Genomic DNA, 23,703 nt, shown 5'->3' with positions numbered 1-23,703 from the left:
GAGGGAAGCATGGAAGCGGAACATCGCTACAGCAAAATGGAGTGGTTGTTTTACATCATTATCCTTCCGCTTCTGTTTACCGCTCTTTTGTCCGGGATCATTCTTCAATTTCTTGGATTTGATGTAACTGGTAAGATTGCTAATGCTGCTCGAGAGATTCCGGTTGTTTCAAGTTTCCTTCCAGAAGAAGAGGAGACGGTAACTGGGCAACCGTCGGCCGATGCAGAAAAGCAAAAGCGAATCCAAGAGCTGCAAGACAAGGTGACTGCGCTTGAGAGCGAAAAACAGCAAACCGAGTCCGACCTGAAGAAAAAAGACGGCGAGATCGCGCGTTTGAAAGCGAAACTTGCCGAATTTGAAACGAAGACGGACAAAACTCAAAAAGACCCAATTTTGGCGCAAGCGGAAGTATACGCTGATATGAAGCCTTCCAAAGCAGCACTGGTGCTAAGCCAACTGTCAGTAACCGAAGCCAAGCAACTGTTGAGCAAGATGAGCTCAAGCGCGCAGGCAGCGATTTTGGAACAGATGGAACCAGCGATTGCGGCTAAAATCATGAGCCGCTAACTGCGAAAGGAGGTGATACAAATGAAACTGGCAATTGGAAACGCCGCAGTGACCCAATCTACTGGGGCAACAGGGAAAACTGGCACAGCATCAGGCAAGTCAGAAGCACGTGGCGGATTCGGGATGCTCCTACAAGCGGCGGGGTTGTCGAAGCAGACAGCAGATAAGAGTTCACCTGATCAAGATCAATTGCTAACCGCTTTGGCAGCAATGGCTGGAGGATTATCTCCGCAACTCGTCTTACAACAATCGGAACTCCAAGCGATGGATGAAGGGCAAGGCCTTGCTTTGATTGGACAAGCTGGTGAAAGAAATGTAGCACTTTTGTTGAAAGATCTACCGCTTTCAAACGCCGAATTGGCTCAAGTGCTACAGAAATTCGGAGCCTCTTCTGAGCTTTTGACTGTCCTCAACAGTCAGCCGAATGGAAATCCGATCGAAACGTTAAAATCGCACTCGCAATTGCTTGCAGAGTTCGGATCCGCTCTGACCCAGATGGTGCATGCGCTCTCCGCACAGCCACAGTTGCTTGTACAGGAGTCGCAAACGACCGCGTTGTTCCAATCGCTGATGAAGTCGATACAAGCGGACTCGGATCAAGAAGGTCATACTGTTTCGGACAGTAAATCCCAGACTGATTCTGCATTACTGCTCAAGGCCAACAGTCTCTTTGGCAAATTGCAGGCGACGATCTCGACACATGCGCTTCAAGCAACAGATCGTACGGCGTTCACTTCCGAATCGATCAAACCGGGGGGCGTTGTCGCGGCTGCCAATCTGACAGCCGAAACGAGCGGCGCAACCGCTGAACTCGTGAAGTCCGGTTCAGAGGGGCAAACGCAGCAAACAGATTCGCCAGCCGCGGGGATCGTAGCGAATCAATCGCATTTGCAACTCCCGTCGCGCAACCTGCAGCTGGAGCCAGTCGTCACGATGCGTGCCGATCAATTTCGATCGGAGTTTTCTGAGACGATCATCAAGCGTGCTACGCTGATCGAAGCTCCAGGCCGTCATGAATTCCGTATTATTCTAGAACCTCAAGGTCTAGGAGAAGTGGAAGTTCGCATCCAAGCGATTAACAAACAGATATCGGTACAATTGATCGCGGACTCATCCGCCTCGAAAGGCATGCTCGACGCGGCGATTACTGGATTGAAACTTCAATTGCAGGCGCAAGGAATCCAGTACGACCGCATTGAAGTGCAAACTTCCTCCCAGAACAGCACCGGCCTAGGTTCTGGTATGCCGGATCAACGCGGTTCGGGTCAGCAGGCACGTGAGCAACAGCAAGGCGAACAGTCTCGCCAAGTCCCGGTGGACACGTTTAATTTACCAGATGGGGAGACGTTGCCGGACGGTGAGCATTTGACCGGGGAGAGCATCGATGTCACAGCGTAAAAGGAGTGAGAATCATGGCCAATACTGTCCTCATTGACAACTCGCATCGTTATGAATCGCGCACGGAAGCAGCCCCAAAACGCGAACTCGATCGGGATGCATTTTTGAAAATACTTGTCACACAACTAGCGAACCAAGATCCAACACAGCCTTTGCAAGACAGGGAGTTTATTGCCCAGATGGCACAATTCTCTTCGCTTGAGCAAATGAACAAAGTAGCCATTATCAATCAACAAGTCGCGCAAATGAGCGCAATGACTCTTGGGGCGCAATTGCTCGGCAACGTTGTCACGTACTACAACGCCAAAGGGGAGACTGTCACAGGGGAAGTGACAGCGGTACGAACTGTGGGTGGCATCGTCGCCGTACAAGTAGGCCAGGAACTGGTTGATCTTAACGCGATCGAGACGGTGAAAGCGAAATAACCTTCGAGCAGGGGGTGGGGAATGTGAGCCAAGATTGGCTCCTGCGGCCTTTGTCGCTACCGATCACTCCGAAACGAGAGATCGCCCCGCGAACTACAGGGCCGGGTCATACAGGGGGAACTTCCTTTCAGGAAGAATTGAACAAGGTACTCGCCAAGCAGCAAAGGGTCACATTTTCCGGACATGCACTTGAGCGTCTGCGTCTGCGGAACATCTCCTTGACACAGGATGATCTCAATCGACTGGGAAATGCGATCGACAAAGTGGCAGCTAAAGGCGGGCGCGAATCACTGGTCGTGTATAAAGACACCGCCTTCGTGATCTCGGTGAAAAACCGCACAGTGATCACTGCTGTCGATTCTGCACATATGAACGATCATGTTTTCACAAAAATTGACAGCGCAGTATTTGCGTAGGGCAGGACCACCATGTGGATGCCCAGAAGCCGTTGACCGACTGATGCGGCTCACAACTAAAGGAGGGAACTTCAATGCTTCGTTCCATGTATTCCGGTATTTCCGGGATGAGAGGCTTTCAGATCAAACTTGACGTTATTGGTAATAACGTTGCCAACGTTAACACCGTTGGATTTAAAGCGGGCCGCGTGATGTTTAAGGATATCATGAGCCAAACCCTGCAAGGGGCAGGCGCACCGGTCGATCCGTTTGGTGGTACCAACCCGCAGCAAATCGGTTTGGGATCGACGATCTCTGCCATCGATACGATCATGAACAACGGGGCACCTCAAGTTACGAACCGTCCGCTGGACTTTGCGATCCAAGGCGAAGGATTCTTCACCGTGGTTAACGAAAATGATGAGGTGTTCTACACCCGTTCCGGTAATTTCTATTTTGACGAAACAGGTAACCTGGTGACGGCAGATGGCTGGAAAGTGGTGGACAGCGCCGGTGCCCCGATCGTTCTTGATGATATGTCGGCTGTCAAATCCTTCTCGTTCGACTCGAAAGGCATCTTGACTGTCGTTGATGGTGAAGGTGGGACGACCACATTCGGTCCGATCGGACTGGCGAAGTTTGCCAACCCGGCAGGTCTCGAAAAAGTAGGGGGGTCCATGTTTAGAAGCTCTCCGAACTCCGGTGAAGCAATTATCGCATCGCCTGGCGACACCGCAACGGGCACAGGGGTTTTGCTGGTAGGTTCCCTTGAAATGTCCAACGTAGACCTCACGAACGAATTTACGGAAATGATCGTGGCACAACGCGGCTTCCAAGCCAACTCTCGAACGATCACGACGGCAGACGAAATCCTGCAGGAAATTGTCAATCTCAAGCGTTAATTAGAGGGGTGAGGTGAGCTTATGATCCGAGTGACGAGGTTTAACCGTTCCACAGTCTTTCTCAATGCAACGCTGGTTGAAACGGTGGAAGCTACACCGGATACGGTGATCACGCTGATCACCGGAAAAAAGTTCATCGTGACTGAAACTGTCTCAGAAGTGCTTGACATGATCGAATCATTCTACCGAAAAGTCGGGCTTGTCTCTGTACAAGCCCGGCAATTGAACGCGGAGGGAACCGATGTTTCGTAATAAGATGCTCAATATCGTACTTATTGTGGTCATTGCCGTGGCATTGCTTGGAATCGTCGGGGTCGTCGTTTTCAAAACGGTGATCGTTCCGGCATCAGGTCAGCAGGAAGAAAAAGTACCGACTGCGAAAGAATTAAAACTAAGCCAGTTTGAATTTGGGAAGATGACTACAAACTTGGCTGGAAGCGCGCTGATACAGGCTACATTTTCCGTGCAAGGTGAAAGCGTGGATGCGATGCGTGAGTTAGAAGAGCGCAAAGCGCAGATCAAAGATATTATCAACACCGTCTTGCATACGACAACACAGGCCGACATTGAGAAGCCAGAGGGCTATCAGCTTTTGAAAGTCCGCCTCATTAACGAAATGAACAAAGTGATGATCGAGGGTAAAGTCACAAACATCTACATCTCCGACATCGTCGTGCAATAGGCCAACCGGTACATAAAGGAGGTGATGACAGATGGCTGAGGTCTTGTCGCAAAGTGAGATTGATGCGCTGTTATCGGCGCTCTCGTCGGGCGAATTAACAGCGGAAGAGATTCGTAAAGAAGACACGGACCGCAAGATCAAAGTATACGACTTTAAACGTGCGATGAGATTCTCGAAAGACCATATTCGAAGCATCACTCGGATCTTTGAGAATTTCGCACGTTTGCTGACAACGTATTTTTCGGCTCAACTCCGCACGTTTGTTCAGATTTCTGTCGTTTCTGTCGATCAATTGCCTTATGAAGAGTTTATTAGGTCCATCTCTAAAATGACGATTTTGAATGTGTTTAACTGCGCGCCATTAGAAGGAAAATTCGTCATGGAAGTCAACCCGAACATCGCCTACGCGATGCTCGACCGATTGCTTGGCGGCCCTGGACAAGGGACTGATGAACTTCGCGACCTAACCGAGATTGAAATGACGATCATGGAGCGCGTGTTTGGTCGGGCGCTGGATAACTTCCAAGAAGCTTGGAAGGCGGTCGTTGACCTTGATACTGACGTTGATCATTTGGAGGTCAACCCACAATTCCTACAGCTCGTCTCACCAAATGAAACGGTTGCAGTCGTCTCCTTATCGACGAAGATCGGAGAGACGACGGGAATGATCAACATCTGTATGCCGCATGTGGTTTTGGAGCCGATCATTCCTAAGCTTTCTGCCCACTATATGATGGGTAGCATGAAAAGCTCCAAAGATTACAGTGAAGATTGGGAAGCCATCCGTCAGAGCCTCGGCAACACTCAAGTGCCAATGCTCGCAGAACTTGGCCATTCTACGATCTCCGTCGGTGAATTTCTCTCGCTTGGTGTAGGCGATGTAATCGCCTTGCATCAGGATGTCAATGCCAAGATTCAGCTTCGCATCGGTAGCCGAGTCAAGTTTTACGGACAGCCGGGCACGGCTCGCGGAAAAGTGGCCGTGCAAATTTCGCAAGCATTAGAAGATGATGAAGGAGTGGGCGCTGATGAATAGAGAAGTTTTGTCACAGCAGGAAATCGATGCCCTCCTAAAACAAAGTGATGGGGACAGCGAGGGTTCAAGCGAATTGAAAGTAGCTGATTTCCTGTCGGACTTTGAAGTGGATGCATTAGGAGAAGTCGGGAATATTTCGTTTGGCACTGCGGCGACTGCACTATCTACCTTACTGCGTCAAAAGGTGGACATCACAACTCCGAAGGTATCTGTTGTCGCACGCGATCAGTTGAATCACGATTTCCCGCTGCCGCACGTTGCGATTAAAGTGAGCTATACGGACGGATTTGTTGGTGCAAACGTCTTGGCGATTCGCGTGGAAGATGCGCAGGTGATCGCCGACTTGATGATGGGTGGAGACGGGAAGTCAGCACCTGCTGAACTGAATGAATTGCACTTGTCGGCCGTTGCAGAAGCGATGAATCAAATGATGGGATCTGCGTCCACATCCATGTCAACGATTTTCAACATGATGGTCAACATTACACCGCCCGATGTCGATGTGATGGATTTTGACAAAAGACAATCGATGACTCTGTTCCCAAATGATGAGGTGCTGATCAAGATTTCCTTCCGACTGATCGTGGGCGATCTGATCGATTCGCACATCATGCAGATGATTCCTGTGTCATTTGCCATAGATATGATCAACAAGCTGACAGGTGGAATTGGTGAGTCTGAGCCTGAAACGGCACCAGCGGCAACAGCTGCACCTGAACCAGTGCGCACGGAGGCACCAGTACCGCAGCCTGTTCCGCAAGCGGCGGCTCCGCTGCCGGAAGCAGCACCGGTTCATCCTGTGCATCCTCCGCAACAGCCGATGTATGAACAGCCGGCCACCGGATATCCTCAGCAACCGATGTATGCAGAGCATCCGCAGGCGCCTTATACACCGCAGCAGCATCCGTCCTACGGATACCCGCCGAACTACCCGCCGCATGGCTATACGCATGCGGAAACGGCAGCTACGCATGCGCCACAACGCATGCAGCCCAGCGTGAATATTCAGCCGGTGCAATTTGCATCGTTTGACGCCAACGAAGGCGCAGGTGGCCAACACAGCAACCTCGATCTCCTGCTTGACGTACCGCTTTCGATCACTGTGGAATTGGGGCGCACCAAGAAGCTGATCAAGGACATTCTTGAACTTGTTCCAGGTTCGATCGTCCAACTCGATAAGCTTGCAGGTGATCCTGTCGATATCATGGTAAATAATAAGTTGGTGGCAAAAGGAGAAGTTGTGGTCATTGACGAAAACTTTGGTGTACGGGTAACTGACATCATCAGTCCGTCTGAACGAGTTCGTAAATTACAGTAATTAGGGGGAACTAAAAGATGTCTCATAAAATCCTGATCGTAGACGATGCAGCATTTATGCGAATGATGATCAAAGAGATTCTCACCAAAAACGGATATACCGTTGTAGGTGAAGCGCAAGACGGGCTACAAGCGGTGGAAAAATATAAAGAGCTGCGCCCTGATTTGGTGACGATGGACATCACGATGCCGGAGATGGATGGCATTCATGCGCTGAAAGAAATTCGCGGGTTCGACCCAAACGCAAAAATCATCATGTGCTCTGCGATGGGTCAGCAGGCGATGGTTATCGACGCGATCCAAGCGGGCGCCAAAGACTTCATCGTCAAACCGTTCCAAGCGGACCGCGTTGTCGAAGCGATCAAGAAAACGCTGAGCTAATTTTGCCCTTGCGTCAACAATTGAGAAAGGGTGGGGTCATGCGACCGAAACTACGTAGACTTGTTGCTTGGTCTGTTGCTGCGGGAGCCCTCTGGTTGTCGTCCCCCCTCGCGTGTTGGCGGTTGAGAACAATGTGGAGGACGTGCTGAAAAAAGATACACCTGCCACCAACTTTCAGGGGGCAGCTATCGACGGTGGTTCGATGTTTTGGTCAATCCTGCAGTTGATTTTCGCACTTGGGATTATTATTGCCATCATCTATCTGCTGATACGCTTTCTTTCCACACGCACCAATCTTACACGCGGTAACGTGTTTCAGCCGCTCGGAGCGCATACGCTGGCGACCAACAGGTCTGTGCATGTGATCGCTCTGCAAGACAAAGTGTATGTGATCGGTGTGGGAGACGACGTCACACTGCTTGATACGATCGAGGATGCGGAACTTGTGATGCAAATCAAAGAGTCATCCGCGCCGACAAGCGGTATGGCCGCTGGGGCACCAGTTCTTACCGACTTACTGAACCGCCTGCGCAAGAAGCAAACGCCGCAAGCAGAAGAAATCAATGTCACGGACTTGTCTTTTGATGACGCACTCCGTGAGAAGCTGAACTCGCTCAAAGAACAACGTCAACAGACTGGTTTGCCGCCGGAGGATGAAAAATGATGAAAAAGATTCAAATCCTCCTGCTGCTTATGGTTACTTTGTTTGCACTTGTCGGAGTCACAGAGCCTGTTTACGCACAACAGAGTATAGTGATTCCAGGGATTGACATCGGAATCTCGACAGCGGACGATCCGCAGTCAGTTTCGACCAGTATGCAGATCATCATGCTGCTGACCGTTTTGTCTTTGGCACCGTCGATCTTGATTCTGATGACCTGTTTTACCCGTATTGTGATTGTGCTGTCCTTTGTCCGCAATGCGCTCGCGTTGCAGCAAATGCCGCCAACACAAGTATTAATCGGACTGGCGTTATTTATGACTCTCTTTGTTATGTATCCAACTCTTCAGCAAATCAATGATACCGCGTTGCAACCCTATCTGGATGGATCGATGTCTCAGACGCAAGCTCTTGAACATGCAGCTACACCACTGAAACATTTCATGGCGAAACAAACTCGGGAAGAGGATTTGAAGCTGTTTCTGGAATTCCGTAATCAACCGATGCCAAACACCGTGGATGAGATACCAATCTCAACGCTCGTACCGGCTTTTACAATTTCGGAACTGAAAACTGCGTTTCAGATCGGTTTTATGATTTTCGTCCCGTTTTTGATCATCGACATGGTAGTGGCAAGCGTGTTGATGTCAATGGGTATGATGATGCTTCCGCCGGTCATGATCTCAATGCCGTTTAAGATCTTGTTGTTTGTCTTGGTCGATGGTTGGTACCTTGTCGTGAAGTCACTATTGATCGGATACCAGTAACCGGAAAGGAAGATTGAAGATTGAGCGCGGACTTTATCATCTCACTTGGACAAAATGCGATCTTGACGCTGCTCATGATGGTCGCTCCGTTGCTTGGCATCGGGCTTCTGGTCGGTTTGACGGTTTCGATTTTTCAGGCGACCACTCAGATACAGGAGCAGTCGCTACAGTTCATTCCAAAGCTGATTGCGACCTTTGTTGCAATGGTTGTGTTCGGTCCCTGGATGCTGTCACTGATCTTGGACTTCGCCAGAAACATTTTCGGAAATTTAAACTCGTTTATCGGATAGAAGGGGTGACATCTACATGCTAGGTCTAGTCGTTACCTATGTAGAAGTGTTCACCCTTGTCTTAGTTCGGATCTCAAGTTTCTTCTTCCTAACCCCCTTTTTTGGAGCAAGAAACATTCCGATGGTGATTAAAATCGCACTTGCCTTCATGATCGCATTGTTGATGACACCTGTGTTGGCAGCTTCTGAAGCAGGGCAATTGTACGCTGGTGCTGGATTTGCAGACATGTTTTTGATCATCGTGAAAGAACTTATGGTCGGAATTACACTTGCGATGATTGCGGCCTTTATTTTCGCTGCAATACAGGTCGGCGGTATGTTTATCGACATGCAGATCGGGTTCGTGATGGCAAACGTTTTTGACCCGTTGACTGGCGCTTCCGCTCCGCTCACTGGCCAGTTTAAATATGCGCTTGCCATGTTGCTGTTTTTAGGTTTGGATGGTCATCACGGGTTGCTGGCAGCTCTCTTGCAAAGCTACAACTTCTTGCCGCTTGGCTCGTTTGTCATGTCAGATAACCTGCTCTCAATTGTGGTTGAAACTTTCACGGTCATGTTTCTACTGGGCTTAAAGATTGCTGCTCCGATCATCGCTTCCCTGTTTCTCACCGATGTGGGTTTAGCGATTCTCTCCAGGGCTGTGCCGCAGATGAACGTCTTTGTCATCGGGATGCCGACTAAAGTGTTGGTCGGTTCTGTGATGATCTTTGTCGCCATGCCTGCATTCATCTATCTTCTTCGGGGGCTGTTCCATACGATGTATGGTCAACTGGATATGCTCCTGCGGGCAGTGGGAGGCATCTAGTTCTATGATTCGTATTAACCTCCAATTATTCGCTGGTGAGAAGACAGAAAAAGCCACGCCTAAGAAACGGCAAGATGCCAGAAAAAAGGGGCAGGTCGCTCGCAGTCAGGAATTTGGTCAGGCGATCGTGCTCTTGGTCGGTCTGTTTTGTTTGAAACTGATGTCTGGCACCTTCCTTGCAAAACTGGTGGAACGGTTTCAGGTACAGCTGACGAGCGGGCTATCTTATGAACTGAATGATCAATCGATCGCACCGTTGTTTTTAGATTTAACACTGACGGTGGCCATGCTCGTGCTCCCCATCAGTGGAGTAATCATGGTGATCGGAGGATTTGTCGCTTACTTTCAGGTCGGTTCTCTGTTTACGATGAAACCGTTGATGCCTGATATTAAAAAGATCGATCCAATCCAAGGTTTTAAGCGCATATTTTCAATGCGAACCTTGGTAGAACTGATCAAATCACTCTTAAAGATGACGATCGTTTCGGTTATCGTTTATCTCGAATTAATGGGTGACTGGAAGCGAGTGTCGCAACTCGGCTCGATGGAAGTGCTCGACATCTTACATGTGGTAGGAAGTATAGCCTTTAGTATTTTCTGGAAAGTCGGAATTGCGATCTTCATTCTTGCTCTCTTTGACCTGTTCTATCAACGTTTTGATTATAATAAAAACCTTCGGATGTCCAAGCAAGAAGTAAAAGAAGAGTACAAGCAGACAGAGGGTAGTCCTGAGATCAAAGGGAAGATCAAAGAGCGCCAACGCCAGATGGCGATGCGACGAATGATGGCCGATGTACCGCAAGCGGACGTCGTCATCACCAACCCGACCCACTATGCGATCGCGATAAAATATGAGGCCGATCAAATGGCTGCACCACAAGTCGTAGCGAAAGGGATCGACGAAGTGGCGCAGCGCATCAAAAAGGTGGCCAAAGAAGCGAACGTTGTGATGGTTGAGAACAGGCCGCTCGCACAAACGCTCTACAAGACGGTTGAAATTGGTGAAGGGGTGCCAGGTGAATTGTTTCAAGCGGTCGCTGAAGTGCTCGCCTATGTCTATCGCCTGAAGGGTAAAGTGTAAGGAAAGGAGTGACCTAGTTGAAGTTAAAAGATTTCGGCGTAATCGGAGCAGTCATCGGCATTGTGATCATGATGGTCATTCCTCTGCCGACCGCTTTACTGGATTTTCTGATCATCATCAACTTAAGCATCTCGCTGACCATTTTGCTCGTCGCGATGAACACCAAAGAACCGCTGCAGTTTGCGATCTTCCCATCCTTGCTGCTGCTGACCACGATGTTTCGACTTTCTTTGAACGTTTCCTCAACCCGCGCGATCCTCTCACAAGGGGAAGCGGGGAACGTCATTCACACGTTTGGTACGTTCGTAATCGGCGGCAACGCTGTCGTCGGGATCATCGTGTTTTTGATTCTTGTCATCATTCAGTTTATCGTCATCACCAAAGGTTCGGAGCGTGTGGCGGAAGTTGCAGCGCGCTTTACACTCGATGCGATGCCAGGTAAACAGATCTCGATTGACGCTGACTTAAACTCCGGGTTGATTACGGAGAAAGAAGCGAAGGACAAGCGTCAGAAGATCGAACGAGAAGCTGACTTCTACGGTGCGATGGACGGTGCATCCAAATTTGTTAAAGGGGACGCGATCGCAGGTATCATCATCGTCGTGATCAACATTGTGGCGGGCTTCATCATCGGTGTTGCGATGCGTGGTGAATCGGCAGCTGAAGCGATGCAGACCTACACGATTCTTTCTGTCGGTGACGGTTTGGTTTCACAGATTCCTGCGCTGCTCATCTCGACGGCGACTGGTCTTGTTGTCACCCGTGCAGCATCGGACGGCACGTTGAGCGACGACCTTTCCAAACAACTGCTCGCCTATCCGCGCATGTTGTACATCGTTGCTGGTGTGATCGCAATGCTTGGTCTGTTCACGCCGATCGGTGTGATCAGCACTTGGCCGATCGCCGGGTTGCTCGTTTTTGGCGGTATTCAGATGCAGCGAACGATGAAGGTGGAAGAACTGCGTGAAGTGGAGCGCGAAGAAGAGGTCAAGCAAGACGAAGTGCGTTCGCCTGAAAGCGTATTGTCACTGATTCACGTTGATCCGATCGAGTTCGAATTTGGTTATGCGCTCATTCCGCTCGCTGATGTCAATCAGGGCGGCGATCTGCTGGATCGCGTGATCATGATTCGCCGTCAGTGCGCGATTGAGATGGGTTTGATCGTGCCGGTGATACGGATTCGTGACAACATCCAACTTCGTCCCAATGAGTATGTCATCAAGATCAAAGGAAACGAAGTGGCGCGAGGCGAGCTGTTGCTCGACCATTACCTCGCGATGAGTCCAGGTGTAGACGACGAATCTGTCGTCGGGATCCCTACCAAAGAACCTGCATTTGGCTTGCCTGCGCTGTGGATTGCTGAAAACATGCGCGAAGGAGCCGAGTTTGCCGGTTACACGGTTGTTGATCCGCCATCTGTGGTAGCGACACACTTGACAGAAGTGATTCGCACCCATGCGAGCGAACTGCTCGGACGCCAAGAGACCAAGCAACTGATCGATTCCTTGCGTGAGAACTACCCGGCTCTGGTCGAAGAAGTGGTGCCGTCGCAGCTGTCGATCGGTGAAGTACAGAAGGTGCTGGTCAACCTTCTGCGCGAAAAAATCTCCATTCGTGACCTTGTCACCATCGTCGAGTCGCTGGCCGACTACTGCCAGTACACCAAAGACCCAGACATTCTCACCGAGTATGTACGACAGGCTTTGGCGCGCCAGATCACCAACCAATATCGAACTTCGCACGGCCCGGTGAAAGTGATTACACTGGCTCCTGCGGTCGAAAAGGTTGTGGTTGATAACATTCAAAACTCTGAACACGGTGCCTATCTTGCGCTCGATCCGCGCATTTCACAGCAGATGTATCAAAAGCTGGCTGAACAGGTGCAGGGACTGGTGGCGATGGGTCACTCGCCAATCCTCATCACGTCTCCGAACATTCGGATGCACGTCCGCAAACTGATCGAACGCGTGTTGCCTGATGTGGCTGTGCTGTCGTTTAACGAATTGGATGCAACCGTTGAAGTACAAAGCGGAGGGGTGGTGAACCTGTAATGTTAGTGAAACGATATCTTGTCAAAGAGATGCCTGAAGCCGTGTCGATGATACGCGAGGAACTGGGCAGCGATGCTGTCATTCTCTCCACAAAAAAAGTACATAAGCGCGGCTTTCTCGGGCTGTTTCCGAAAACGCATATCGAAGTGATCGCGGCAGCTAACGAGCAGGAGCCACCCGTTGAGCCGCGAGTGCAGCAGTTCAACGCTCGTCCGACGGCTACTAATGCCTACCAACGCCAGATGGGGCAGCCGCCCACTACACCTTCACCAGCCGAAACGCCAGTTGCAACTCCTCCAGCACCTCCGAAACCGGAACCTCTATCTGTGTCAGAAACGGCACCAGTGATGGAAGATGATGAGAAGGTGCTCAAGGAAGTCCAGGAATTGCGCACGATGTTTCGGAGCCTCCTTAACTCTTCTTACAATCAACTAATGCCAGAAGCGGTGGTCAATGTCCGCAAACAAATGCTCAAAAATGATCTCTCTGAGGAAGCGGTCGATGAACTGATTGAACGAGGAATTCGAAATATTACTCAGGTTCATGAAGTTAGCGAGCAGGAATTTCGGGGTATTTTGACAAATTTTATTAGAGAGGATTTAGAACGCTATAGTCCTCCAGCTCAAATCGCTTTAAAATCAAGAGTTGTTGCGTTTATTGGGCCGACAGGAGTAGGGAAGACGACGACCATCGCGAAACTAGCAGCGGAGCAAGTGCTCGCCCGTGGCAAGAAGGTAGGGTTGATTACCACTGACACGTACCGGATCGCTGCCGTTGAGCAACTTCGCACTTATGCGAACATTTTGGGCATTCCGCTTGAAGTCTGTTATGCGCCCGAAGACATCAAGCGTGCGATGGGCGTGTATGCAGACTTCGATCTGGTTCTGATCGACACGGCGGGACGCAACTATCACAATCTTCTCAATGTACGGCAGTTAAACACCTACCTTGAGGAGATCCAACCGGATGAGACCTATCTGGTGCTCTCGCTTACGACGAAGGCATCCGACTTGGAAGAGATCGCCGGTAACTTCACACAGGTGCGCGCCGACAAGTTTCTGTTCACGAAATCGGATGAGACCAAAACGTACGGTGCGGTTTACAACCTGGTCACTCGGTACAAGAAGCCACTGTCCTATCTGACGACAGGGCAAAACGTGCCGGAGGACATTGAAGAAGTCTCAACAGAAAAACTCGCCAAACTTCTGACAGGGGAGATTTTGTATGAATGACCAAGCTGAGCGGTTACGTTCCCTGGTCGCAAAATCACGTCAGGAAGAAACGCCAGTCAGGTCTACGCGCGTCATCACGATCACCAGTGGCAAAGGCGGAGTAGGCAAGTCGAACTTTACCTTGAACTACGCGCTGGGCTTGGCTAAGCAAGGAAAACAGGTGGTCATTCTCGATGCGGACGTAGGATTTGGCAACATCGATGTTTTGATGGGGGTCACACCGAAAAAGACCCTAGCCGATTTGATTCGCAAGGAAGCTACGCTCCAAGACATCCTCGAAACAGGCCCATGCGATATCAAATTTATTGCGGGCGGTTCTGGATTTCAAGATCTGCTCGATATTCAACAAGAGGAATTTGACTATCTTTTGGAACAACTAGGCGAATTGCAAGGATTTGCCGACTATGTGCTGATCGACACTGGAGCTGGGCTGAACGCGCAGACGTTGCAATTGATCCTCTCGTCTGACGATGTTTATGTGGTGCTGACTCCAGAACCGACAGCCATCACAGACGCCTACGCGTTGATCAAGATGGTGGTCAATCGCGAGCCGGCCACCCGTATTCAACTGGTGGTCAACCGGGCGCAGTCCATGCCAGAAGGGAAGGAGACGGCCGAGAAGATTCGGCTGGTCGCACAGCGTTTTTTGAATGTTGGGATTTCCACACTGTGCGTTTTGCTTGACGACCCTAACGTTTCCAAATCGGTCAAACGGCAAGTGCCGTTTCTGCTTGCCTACCCCAATGGTCTCGCCTCGATGTGTATCACGAATGTGGTTCAAGCGCAGATCAAGGGCGAAGTTGCCGGGGATGTATCGACTAGAGGAATGAAACAGTTTTTGCATCGAATGGTTCGGCTGTTTCAATAGTACCCAGAATTGAGGGATGTTTGACAGAATGAGCCCGATCAAAGTTCTCGTTTGTGACGATTCAGCTCTTATGCGTCGCATCATCAGCGACATTTTGAAATCGGACCCCGAAATCATGGTGGTTGGAGCAGCAAAGAACGGTCTGGAAGCGCTTGAACTCATACCTCATTTAAAACCGGACGTTCTTACCCTGGATATTGAGATGCCCGTCTTAAATGGTCTAGAAGCGTTGCCGATGATCTGGCGCAGATACAAACTGCCGACGATCATGCTCTCCTCTTTAACGCAGGATGGAGCGGAAGCGACGATTAAGGCGTTGGAGCTTGGCGCGTTTGACTTTGTCGGCAAGCCCTCAGGGTCTATCTCTCTCGATCTGCGCATAGTCGGGGAAGAGCTGGTTGCTAAAGTAAAAGCGGCCGCAAAAAAGGAACAAATTGTTCGCAGCACGACCTATTTTCGGCCTTTGCCAAAACCGATCCCCACACCTCCTAAACCGATGCGGACAGGGAAGCGTGTGGAAGAAATCATCGCGATCGGAACATCTACGGGCGGACCTCGCGCCTTGCAAGTGGTGCTCTCCCATTTGCCGGCCGAACTTCCAGCCGCTGTTGTCATCGTGCAGCACATGCCGCCCGGATTTACCAAATCGCTCGCCACGCGTCTTGATCATCTCTGTCAAGTTCGTGTGCATGAAGCGGAGCACGGTCAAATGTTGGAAGAAGGGCATGTCTACATCGCACCAGGGGATTACCATATGAAAATCGTGGAGCATCGCCCCCATACCTATATGACAGAGCTTTCTCAAGAACCGCCGGTCGGCGGGCACCGCCCGGCAGTTGACGTCCTGTTTGATTCGGTTGCAGAATTAGCCGATGTTCGAGTGACCGCTGCGATCCTCACCGGAATGGGCGGTGATGGTTCGAACGGCATGGTTAAAATCAAGTCAAACGGTGGTCGTACGATCGCCGAAGCACAGGAGTCCTGTGTAGTGTTTGGAATGCCGCGTTCCGCGATAGCCAAAGGTTGTGTAGATACTATTGTCCCCCTGGATCGCATTGCGGACGAGCTTAGAAAACCGTGGAAACGCTAGGAGGTGTCTTGATATGGACATGAATCAATATCTTGATATGTTCATTGAAGAATCAAAAGAGCATCTGCAGGCCATCAACGAAAACCTGCTTGCTTTAGAGCAATCACCTCAGTCGCTCGATATCGTCAATGTTGTGTTTCGCTCCGCTCACACCCTGAAAGGGATGGCGGCGACGATGGGCTTCGAGAAGATGACTCATTTGACGCACGAGATGGAAAACGGACTTGATCTGATGCGAAATGGGATCTTGGCTGTTAGTGGCGACGTGATGGACGTGCTGTTTAGTTGCGTAGATATTTTGGAAGGACAGTTGAATCAGATCATCGAAGCGGGCAATGACAGCGCTTCTGATATCGAAGTGACTGTGGATAAACTGAAAGCTCTCGTTACTGGTAAGCCAGCTTCTTCCTCTGTTTCCGATGAGGAAGTCTCTGGTATTGAAGTGACCGAAGACGGCCTCATATTCAACGAATATGAATCGACGATTCTTCGCCAATCGCAGGAGAGCGGGTTCAGCGCGTATAAGATTATGGTTACGCTGAATGAGAAATGCATCATGCGCGCGGCACGTGCCTACATGGTGTTCGATGCCTACGAGCGTACGGGCGAGATTATCAAATCTGACCCGAGTGTCGAGGACTTGGAAGAAGAAAAGTTTGAGAAGGACTTCATGATCGTTTTGGTGACCAAAAAAGATCAAGAAACTGTCCGCTCGATCGGGATGAACGTCTCGGAAGTTGCTGATGTCATCGTCACACAGGTCAAAGTGGAGCAACAGCCTGAACCTGTGAAAACTTCCAAAGTGGAAGTTGCGGCATCTGCTCCAAGTGTAGCTCCTGCTGTGTCCTCGAAGGCAGCCGCTCCTGTGGTCGATCTGAAAGCACAAGCGGCAGCACAAGATCAGAAGAAGATGCAGATCGGGAAATCGGTACGCGTTGACATCGACCGCCTTGACGTATTGATCAACCTCTTCTCGGAGTTGGTTATCGACCGTACCCGTCTGGAACAGATCGCGAAAGACATCGGCAATGGCGATCTGATTGAAACGGTTGAACACATGAGCCGCATCTCCACAGACCTGCAAAACTTGGTCATGACCATCCGCATGGTTCCTGTAGATACCGTCTTTAACCGCTTCCCGCGCATGATTCGCGATCTGGCGCGCGAACTTGGTAAAAAAGTTGATTTTGTCATCCGCGGTCAAGATACGGAGCTCGATCGTACTGTCATCGATGAGATCGGTGATCCGCTGGTTCATCTCTTGCGCAATTCGATCGACCATGGCTTAGAACTCCCAGCTGCCCGACGTGCAAATGGCAAGAACGAAACGGGACGCGTCGAGTTGGTGGCCTTCCAGTCTGGCAACCACGTTTTCATCGAAATCACCGATGATGGCAATGGCATCGACCGTGACGGCGTGCTGAAGAAAGCGATTGACAAAGGGCTTGTCGATCCATCGTCCGCAGACTCAATGCCGGATATGCAAGTATTTGACCTCCTGTTCCACTCTGGCTTCTCCACGGCAGAAAAAATCTCCGACATCTCGGGCCGCGGCGTTGGTCTCGATGTGGTCAAAACGAAAATTGAGTCGCTCGGCGGCCGCGTCGTCGTTCAATCCACCCCAGGCCAAGGAACCAAATTCTCCATTCAACTGCCGCTTACTCTATCGATCATTCAGGCGATGCTGGTGCAGATTGCCGATGAGAAATATGCAATTCCGCTCTCTTCGATCATCGAAACAGCGATCATTAAAAAGTCGGACATCAAGCGTGTGCATCGTCAAGACGTGATCGACTTCCGTGGCAAAGTAGTACCGCTTTTGGATCTTGAGAACACGTTCTCCGTACCGCGAGACGAGGAGAATCGTCAGGACGAAGTAAATGTGGTCATCGTTCGCAAAGGAGAAAAAATGGCGGCGCTTTCGGTCGATTTCTTCATCGGCCAGCAGGAAGTGGTGCTCAAGTCGCTGGGCAAATATCTGACCGGTACCGTATTTGCAATCTCGGGTGCCACCATCCTCGGCGACGGACAAGTTGCCTTAATCATGGACTGCAACGCTTTGATTCAATAAGGAGGGGAAATCGTCATGTTGGAGCGCAAAGATATTGTGGAAGAAATCAAGGTAATCGTGTTTAGTCTGGTGGACGAAGAGTATGGGGTGGAAGTTGCTCAAGTTCGCTCGATCGAAAAGATGCAGAACATTACCCGCGTCCCGCGCACGCCTGATTTCGTAATCGGCGTCATTAACCTGCGCGGCGTGGTTACGCCGGTCATCGACTTGAAAACCCGCTTTTCCTTGGGTCAAGCGGACTATACAGAATCCACTCGCATCATCATTGTAGCGGTTGAGGATATGGAAGTGGGTCTGATTGTGGATGCGGCGAACGATGTCATCGACATTCCAATCAACTCGATCGAACAGCCGCCCGCGGTTGTGGGGGGAATTAAAGCTTCCTACCTGCGCGGTGTTGCCAAACTGGATGGCCGTTTACTCGTCATGCTGAACCTCGACAAAGTGCTCAGCAATGAAGAGATCCAAGCGATGTCCGCGATGGAGCGATAAGCATGATGGAGGATATCCGAAATCTCGGAGAAATCCAACTCAGCTGCCTCCGTGAAGTGGGCAACATCGGTGCAGGGCACGCGGCGACCGCATTGTCCAAACTGCTCCATTCAGAGATTCAAATGAACGTTCCACGCGTCTCTGTGGTCGGTTTTGACGAGATTGCAGACGTTGTTGGTGGCGCGGAACAACTGGTGATCGGCATTTTCCTGCGCATCGAAGGCGAATTGCCGGGCAGTATCTTTTTCCTACTGCACCAGGAGAGTGCGAAGCGACTGGTTTCTGATTTGGTGGGCCCATACAGCACAGGTGAGCACGAAGATTTTTCTGAAATGGAAATATCCGCATTGCAGGAGATCGGGAACATTTTGGCGGGTTCCTATCTCTCCTCGCTCGCCGACTTTACGAAGAAAGACACATCGCCGACACCGCCAGCCCTTGCAGTAGACATGGCGGGAGCGATCTTAAGCATCGGTATGATCCAATTGGGACAGGTATCCGACTACGCTCTCGTCGTAGATACCGAGTTCCGACAAGGGGATCTTGAAATTCGTGGTCACTTTTTCCTGCTCCCTGATCCCGGTTCAGTCAATTTGTTGTTCCAGTCTTTAGGGGTGGAAAGCGTATGAATGTGATTAGAGTGGGAATGGCCGATCTCGGCACTGCAACTTCTCCTGACTCGCTCCGCACAACCGGGCTCGGTTCGTGCGTTGGAATCGCATTGTTCGACCCGAAGGCTAAGGTGGCCGGTCTTGCTCACATCATGTTGCCTACTGCTGCCAGCGCAGATGAGAAAAATCGGGCCAAGTATGCAAATACAGCAGTTCCGTTGTTGATTCAATTGATGGAGCAAAAAGGTGCCATCAAAAGAAGAATTATCGCTAAGTTGGCCGGAGGGGCGCAAATGTTTACGTTCGCGGGCCAAAGCGACCTGATGCGAATCGGACCGCGCAACGTGGAAGCGGTCAAACTGGCCCTCTCGGCCTTAACTATCCCAATAACAGCAGAAGACACAGGCGGAAACTGCGGCCGTACGATCGAACTGAGCGGCTCTGACGGTGCACTTGTGATTCGAACAGCAAAGCAAGGAGTTACGACGATCTGATGAAGCAAAAACAAAGCGGTCTTGGACTGCAAGTTGGACTTGGCGTGTTTGGATTTTTTCTGGCGATGGGTCTGTCATTGGCGGCCGGAAACACGATGCTCACCAGTCTGATCCGCGGCGCGATCGGGTTGCTTGGTTTGTTTGTTCTCGGCTACTTGTTAAAATTTACGACGCGCATCTTTGTTGGGGAACCGGAAGGCGTTGAAGCCCGGGGCAAGCACATCGATCTTTTACTTCCGGAACAGCCGCCGGTGCCGATGCCAGATGATGAACAACTGCATGAGGAGCCTGTTACCGACTTTGTTCCCCTGCATCAGACGTTGCCACAGCAGACGGTCTCCGATGAAGAGGCGCGCAAAATGGCAGAAGCTTTGCGGCATCTCAAAGAATTAGACCGATAGGTGGTGGTGGAGATGAAGCAACTGAAGCATTTGGAGCAGACAGACCTTTTATGGACACGTTGGCAACATGATCAGGACAAGCAGGCGCGCGATGCTCTCGTTGTCGCTCATCTTCCACTGGTGCAAAAAGTCGTTTACAAGATGTCGAGTACGTGGAATGCAGCGGTCAACTTTGATGATTTGGTCAGCATGGGCACGCTCGGGCTGATCGAGGCGATCGAACGCTTTGACCCGATGCGGGGCTATGAGTTTGTCACCTTTGCGACTTGGCGCATTCGTGGGGCGGTGCTCGACGGACTGAGAAGTCAGGACTGGGTACCGCGTTCCCTGCGAACGAAAGCAAAGGAGATCGAGGCGGCTTATGCACAAGTGGAGCATGAATTGCTTCGGTCGGCAGAAGATGAGGAAATTGCGCAACGCCTGAACATGCCGATTACCGAATTTCGGCAGACTTTGTATGAGCTGTCCGTTTCTCCGCTAGTCTCACTGGATGGCATTTTGAAAAGTGACGATGCCGGCAGTGAGGTCACGGTAGCAGACACGATCATCGACCCAAATGCAGCCCAACCTGAGACCTCGATCGAGCGTTCGATGGTACAAGAAATGTTGATGAAAGTTTTAACGAGGTTGCCTGAAAAAGAACGTCTGGTTGTCACGCTGCATTACTATGAGGAATTTTCGTTCAAAGACATCGCGGAGATTTTGGAGCTGTCCGGTTCTCGCGTTTCTCAACTTCACACCAAGGCGATCTATCGGCTCCGCGGAGCGTTGAGTCGTCTGAAGCAAGAGTTGAGAAGTTAAGGGATTTTGATGGTGGGGGGATTAGCATGGAGAACAGACAAGATGAGACCGCCTTTTGGCTCAAAAACGGAAAAGTCACCGTCGAAGGTGCTTTGACGGCATATTTGACCCTGAGCGAGACTTTACTACAAGAACAGAATTTCCCACACTTAACGTACAATGGCTTGGTGGAGTTTTTGCGTCACAACGGAGTCACCTTTGGCATCGATATGGTTTCCTGCCAACAAATCGTCATGAATCCGCGAGGCTATATCGGCTTCAAACAGAAAGTTGCCGTCGGTAAAGCGCCGATCAACGGTGAAAATGCAGTGATCGAAATCCTGCTTGAAGATATTACGCACGTTCCGCGGGAACTGGAAGATGGACGTGTTGATTTCTTTGACCTTGGTGTCGTGCGCACGGTCCACAAAGGACAGATCTTGGCCAAAAAGAAGCTGCCGACCGAAGGTGTTCAAGGGGTTGGGGTCAATGGTGCGCCAATCATGGCCAAGCCTGGACGTGACTATCGACTTCCGCACGGGAAAAATACGGTGATCAGCGAAAACGGACTGGAATTGATTGCGGACAAGGACGGTCATGTTTCTTACACTCCGCGCGATGTGAAAATTCATGTCTTTGACGTCTTCGAAGTGAACAGCGACATCGACTTTTCGGTAGGCAATATCGACTTCCTTGGAACTGTACGCATTCGCGGCAATGTTCTGCCTGGCTTTCGAATTGTTGCGGCCGGGGATATCGAAGTGGCCGGCAACGTGGAAAGCGCAGTGCTGGAAGCGGGCGGCGATATCATCATCCGCGGTGGTGTGCAAGCGCGAGGCAAGGGCATGATCAAAGCGGGTGGCTCCGTTCGTGCACGATTTATGCAAGGCGCGATTGTCGAAGCAGGTGTCGATGTGATCGTGCGAGATTCGATCATGCACTGCACGATCTCGGCTGGGCGCAGCATTAATATGCAAGCGCAGAAAGCGGTGATTGTCGGCGGTCTGGTACGTGCCGGTGAAGAAGTGCGCACACGCACGCTCGGCTCGCCAATGGCAACGCCGACCGAAGTGGAAGTAGGCGTACATCCACAGTTGCGCACTGAGATGCAAGGGCTGCATCAGCGAATGAAAGATTTACATCAGAACATGGACAAGTCGAAGAAAGCGCTCACCTTACTCGATAACATGGCGGGAATTGGCAATCAGTTGCCACCCGATAAAGCTGCACTGCGCCAGAATCTTTCGGCGACCTATCAGCATTATTTGCGTGAAGAAGAGGAACTGATGTATCGCCGTTCGGAAATCGAAGCGATCTTGCTCGATACGAAGCGGGCAAAAGTATATTGTCTAGATGTCTTGTACGGCGGTGTGAAATTGACGCTCGGGACGCAAGTGGCGTATATGCGCGATACGCGTACAGGGCCTGTCGTTTTCGGAATCACTGACGGAGAACTGACTACAAACGTCGTATACTGAGCCTGGAGGTGCGGTCATGTCACTCAAAGCGGTGGAATTGCAAATTGCGGTGCCAAGAACGGTCGAACACAGCAGGCTCATGCAAAATCAACAACATCAAACCACTTTGGCAAACGCGATGAACTCAGAATCTTTAGCAGGTCGTACAGCGCGTACAGAACAGACAGTGACCGCAAACGAGGAAAACGCGCGTACCGAGTTGCGTGACAAGCGGGAGGGCAATGATAGACAGGAGAGCGAGCACGAACGCTCTCATGGCGAAAAGCAACAAGAAGAGGCCATTCCTCATCCCTATAAGGGCCATCGCTTGGACATCAAGATGTAAGCAGGGGGCGGGAACTGTACTGATGGGAAACCAACTCTATCTCTATGTAGCATTGATCGGACTCGCACTCGTTTTATTTGCGCTGACCCGTCCGAAAGGCACAACGGTAGCTCAGTCGACAGATCTACCAACACCATCAAAGGCGGTCGATCAGGAGTTGAAGGATCTCCTCGATGACTTCATGAACGATCTAGAGCGGGATAACGTGAAGTTGATCGACAGCTTTACAAAACTCAAAAACGAACACACAGAACAAATTGCGGAGCAAAATGAGATCATTCGCGCATTGGAAGACCGTGTGAACGCACTGGAGGCCCAACTTTTGCTTCCCATGCCTACATCGCCTTCAAAAGCCTCGGTTGATGCGGAGATCGAATCGTCGATCAAAGTTTCGGATGATTCTGCAGATATGTCTTCGGACACGGTCGTAGAGTCAGCAAAGCCGGCATTTGTGATGCAGGAAAAATATGCACAGGTGCTCGCCATGTCTCGGCTTGGGATGCCAGCGGAGCAGATCGCTCGCGAAACAGGTATCGGTGTAGGCGAAATACTGTTGGTAGTCGGACTGGCCAAGCGAGGTGAAGGCTGATGGACACGCGGATGTTGGTTCTTGGCTTAGGGGCTGGCATGATCGTTGCCACCCTTGTGCTTGGGGCGGGCAATCAGCTTCAAATGGAACCGGAGGAAAAGCCGGAGCAAAATGAGACAACACAACCTGCGATCGATTGGCAGCAGGAAGCAACGAAGGCCGATATGGTTGTCCTGAAAAAGGACGAGTACCAGCAGCAACTGACCCAGGCGCAGGAAGAAGGGGCTAAGCAAAAAGAAGCAGAGTTGAACAAGAACCCTGTCGTAGATAAAGTGTTCGTCTACATTCAACCTGGTATGGGCACGACCGATGTAGCAATCCTGCTGCAGGCTGCAGGTGTCCTGCAAGACGGCAATCGGTTGATCAGTCTTCGGGAATCTTGGTCGAATCCGATTCGTTCGGGTACGTATGAATTTACGAAGAACTTCGATCCCCAAGAAGTGTTAAAAACGATCGCCACACCGCCTTCCTATTGAGGCGGATTTTGCCGTTTTTGGAACAACCGGGCATGCAA

29 protein-coding genes are annotated in these 23,703 nt (G+C 50.7%); all 29 read left to right on the top strand.

Translation table 11 applies throughout. The features are described from left to right. Positions 1-9: 9 nt before the first annotated feature. Positions 10-567, top strand: coding sequence for a MotE family protein (locus tag CIG75_RS12040; RefSeq protein WP_094236890.1), 558 nt, complete (start codon positions 10-12; stop codon positions 565-567). 21 nt (positions 568-588) lie between these two features. After that, entirely contained in the window at positions 589-1,965 is a 1,377-nt protein-coding gene (locus CIG75_RS12035; RefSeq protein WP_094236889.1) for a flagellar hook-length control protein FliK, read from the top strand. 14 nt (positions 1,966-1,979) lie between these two features. Continuing rightward, entirely contained in the window at positions 1,980-2,390 is a 411-nt protein-coding gene (locus tag CIG75_RS12030) for a flagellar hook capping FlgD N-terminal domain-containing protein (RefSeq protein ID WP_094236888.1), read from the top strand. 23 nt (positions 2,391-2,413) lie between these two features. Then, on the top strand, positions 2,414-2,806 hold the full coding sequence (locus CIG75_RS12025) for a TIGR02530 family flagellar biosynthesis protein (RefSeq protein WP_227874212.1): 393 nt from the start codon (positions 2,414-2,416) through the stop codon (positions 2,804-2,806). Between the two features lie 74 nt (positions 2,807-2,880). Then, positions 2,881-3,687, top strand: coding sequence for a flagellar basal body rod protein FlgG (flgG, locus tag CIG75_RS12020; RefSeq protein ID WP_094236887.1), 807 nt, complete (start codon positions 2,881-2,883; stop codon positions 3,685-3,687). A gap of 21 nt (positions 3,688-3,708) precedes the next feature. Continuing rightward, positions 3,709-3,939 carry a flagellar FlbD family protein gene (locus CIG75_RS12015; RefSeq protein ID WP_094236886.1) on the top strand — a complete coding sequence of 77 codons (231 nt, stop codon included), beginning with the start codon at positions 3,709-3,711 and terminating at the stop codon, positions 3,937-3,939. Then, on the top strand, positions 3,929-4,369 hold the full coding sequence (locus tag CIG75_RS12010) for a flagellar basal body-associated FliL family protein (protein WP_094236885.1): 441 nt from the start codon (positions 3,929-3,931) through the stop codon (positions 4,367-4,369). Before CIG75_RS12015 ends, CIG75_RS12010 begins: the two co-directional genes overlap by 11 nt. A 31-nt stretch (positions 4,370-4,400) precedes the next feature. Next, positions 4,401-5,405 (top strand): flagellar motor switch protein FliM, encoded by a 1,005-nt coding sequence (fliM, locus tag CIG75_RS12005; RefSeq protein ID WP_094236884.1) that lies wholly within the window; start codon positions 4,401-4,403, stop codon positions 5,403-5,405. After that, complete coding sequence (fliY, locus tag CIG75_RS12000) at positions 5,398-6,723, top strand: flagellar motor switch phosphatase FliY (RefSeq protein ID WP_094236883.1); 1,326 nt, start codon at positions 5,398-5,400, stop codon at positions 6,721-6,723. Before fliM ends, fliY begins: the two co-directional genes overlap by 8 nt. 17 nt (positions 6,724-6,740) lie before the next feature. Further along, positions 6,741-7,103 (top strand): response regulator, encoded by a 363-nt coding sequence (locus CIG75_RS11995; RefSeq protein ID WP_094236882.1) that lies wholly within the window; start codon positions 6,741-6,743, stop codon positions 7,101-7,103. Positions 7,104-7,245: 142 nt separating this feature from the next. Further along, complete coding sequence (locus tag CIG75_RS11990) at positions 7,246-7,767, top strand: flagellar biosynthetic protein FliO (RefSeq protein WP_157729528.1); 522 nt, start codon at positions 7,246-7,248, stop codon at positions 7,765-7,767. Continuing rightward, positions 7,764-8,531, top strand: coding sequence for a flagellar type III secretion system pore protein FliP (fliP, locus tag CIG75_RS11985; protein ID WP_172844455.1), 768 nt, complete (start codon positions 7,764-7,766; stop codon positions 8,529-8,531). Before CIG75_RS11990 ends, fliP begins: the two co-directional genes overlap by 4 nt. Before the next feature lie 20 nt (positions 8,532-8,551). Continuing rightward, positions 8,552-8,821, top strand: a complete 270-nt coding sequence (gene fliQ / locus CIG75_RS11980; protein WP_094236880.1) for a flagellar biosynthesis protein FliQ — start codon at positions 8,552-8,554, stop codon at positions 8,819-8,821. Between the two features lie 16 nt (positions 8,822-8,837). Then, a complete protein-coding gene (fliR, locus tag CIG75_RS11975; RefSeq protein WP_094236879.1) occupies positions 8,838-9,626 on the top strand; it encodes a flagellar biosynthetic protein FliR in 789 nt (262 codons plus the stop codon). Positions 9,627-9,630: 4 nt separating this feature from the next. Further along, positions 9,631-10,707, top strand: a complete 1,077-nt coding sequence (gene flhB, locus CIG75_RS11970) for a flagellar biosynthesis protein FlhB (protein ID WP_094236878.1) — start codon at positions 9,631-9,633, stop codon at positions 10,705-10,707. A gap of 17 nt (positions 10,708-10,724) precedes the next feature. Further along, positions 10,725-12,758: a flagellar biosynthesis protein FlhA gene (gene flhA, locus CIG75_RS11965; protein WP_094236877.1), complete on the top strand. Its 2,034-nt coding sequence runs from the start codon at positions 10,725-10,727 to the stop codon at positions 12,756-12,758. After that, positions 12,758-13,990, top strand: a complete 1,233-nt coding sequence (gene flhF, locus CIG75_RS11960) for a flagellar biosynthesis GTPase FlhF (protein ID WP_094236876.1) — start codon at positions 12,758-12,760, stop codon at positions 13,988-13,990. Before flhA ends, flhF begins: the two co-directional genes overlap by 1 nt. Beyond that, positions 13,983-14,858: a MinD/ParA family protein gene (locus tag CIG75_RS11955; protein ID WP_094236875.1), complete on the top strand. Its 876-nt coding sequence runs from the start codon at positions 13,983-13,985 to the stop codon at positions 14,856-14,858. Before flhF ends, CIG75_RS11955 begins: the two co-directional genes overlap by 8 nt. Before the next feature lie 28 nt (positions 14,859-14,886). Further along, the gene (locus CIG75_RS11950; RefSeq protein ID WP_094236874.1) at positions 14,887-15,948 is read left to right on the top strand and encodes a protein-glutamate methylesterase/protein-glutamine glutaminase; all 1,062 of its coding nucleotides are present in this window, start codon (positions 14,887-14,889) and stop codon (positions 15,946-15,948) included. A 13-nt stretch (positions 15,949-15,961) separates the two neighbouring features. Further along, positions 15,962-18,019 carry a chemotaxis protein CheA gene (locus CIG75_RS11945; protein ID WP_094236873.1) on the top strand — a complete coding sequence of 686 codons (2,058 nt, stop codon included), beginning with the start codon at positions 15,962-15,964 and terminating at the stop codon, positions 18,017-18,019. Between the two features lie 15 nt (positions 18,020-18,034). Continuing rightward, entirely contained in the window at positions 18,035-18,511 is a 477-nt protein-coding gene (locus tag CIG75_RS11940) for a chemotaxis protein CheW (protein ID WP_094236872.1), read from the top strand. Between the two features lie 5 nt (positions 18,512-18,516). Next, the gene (locus CIG75_RS11935) at positions 18,517-19,140 is read left to right on the top strand and encodes a chemotaxis protein CheC (protein WP_094238425.1); all 624 of its coding nucleotides are present in this window, start codon (positions 18,517-18,519) and stop codon (positions 19,138-19,140) included. Beyond that, the gene (locus CIG75_RS11930) at positions 19,137-19,616 is read left to right on the top strand and encodes a chemotaxis protein CheD (RefSeq protein ID WP_094236871.1); all 480 of its coding nucleotides are present in this window, start codon (positions 19,137-19,139) and stop codon (positions 19,614-19,616) included. The genes CIG75_RS11935 and CIG75_RS11930 overlap by 4 nt, the downstream gene beginning before the upstream one ends. Continuing rightward, complete coding sequence (locus tag CIG75_RS11925; RefSeq protein WP_094236870.1) at positions 19,616-20,017, top strand: hypothetical protein; 402 nt, start codon at positions 19,616-19,618, stop codon at positions 20,015-20,017. Before CIG75_RS11930 ends, CIG75_RS11925 begins: the two co-directional genes overlap by 1 nt. A 12-nt stretch (positions 20,018-20,029) precedes the next feature. Then, the gene (locus CIG75_RS11920; protein ID WP_094236869.1) at positions 20,030-20,818 is read left to right on the top strand and encodes a sigma-70 family RNA polymerase sigma factor; all 789 of its coding nucleotides are present in this window, start codon (positions 20,030-20,032) and stop codon (positions 20,816-20,818) included. A gap of 26 nt (positions 20,819-20,844) precedes the next feature. Continuing rightward, positions 20,845-22,275, top strand: a complete 1,431-nt coding sequence (locus tag CIG75_RS11915; protein WP_094236868.1) for a flagellar assembly protein A — start codon at positions 20,845-20,847, stop codon at positions 22,273-22,275. Between the two features lie 16 nt (positions 22,276-22,291). After that, positions 22,292-22,600 carry a hypothetical protein gene (locus tag CIG75_RS11910; RefSeq protein WP_094236867.1) on the top strand — a complete coding sequence of 103 codons (309 nt, stop codon included), beginning with the start codon at positions 22,292-22,294 and terminating at the stop codon, positions 22,598-22,600. A gap of 22 nt (positions 22,601-22,622) precedes the next feature. Beyond that, positions 22,623-23,189: a DUF6115 domain-containing protein gene (locus CIG75_RS11905; RefSeq protein WP_094236866.1), complete on the top strand. Its 567-nt coding sequence runs from the start codon at positions 22,623-22,625 to the stop codon at positions 23,187-23,189. Next, positions 23,189-23,665, top strand: coding sequence for a hypothetical protein (locus CIG75_RS11900; RefSeq protein ID WP_094236865.1), 477 nt, complete (start codon positions 23,189-23,191; stop codon positions 23,663-23,665). The genes CIG75_RS11905 and CIG75_RS11900 overlap by 1 nt, the downstream gene beginning before the upstream one ends. The last annotated feature ends 38 nt before the right edge of the window (positions 23,666-23,703 follow it).

This window comes from Tumebacillus algifaecis (genome assembly GCF_002243515.1).
In the GTDB taxonomy this organism is placed as follows: Bacteria; Bacillota; Bacilli; order Tumebacillales; family Tumebacillaceae; genus Tumebacillus_A; species Tumebacillus_A algifaecis.
This window is presented reverse-complemented; position numbering and strand designations above follow the sequence as displayed.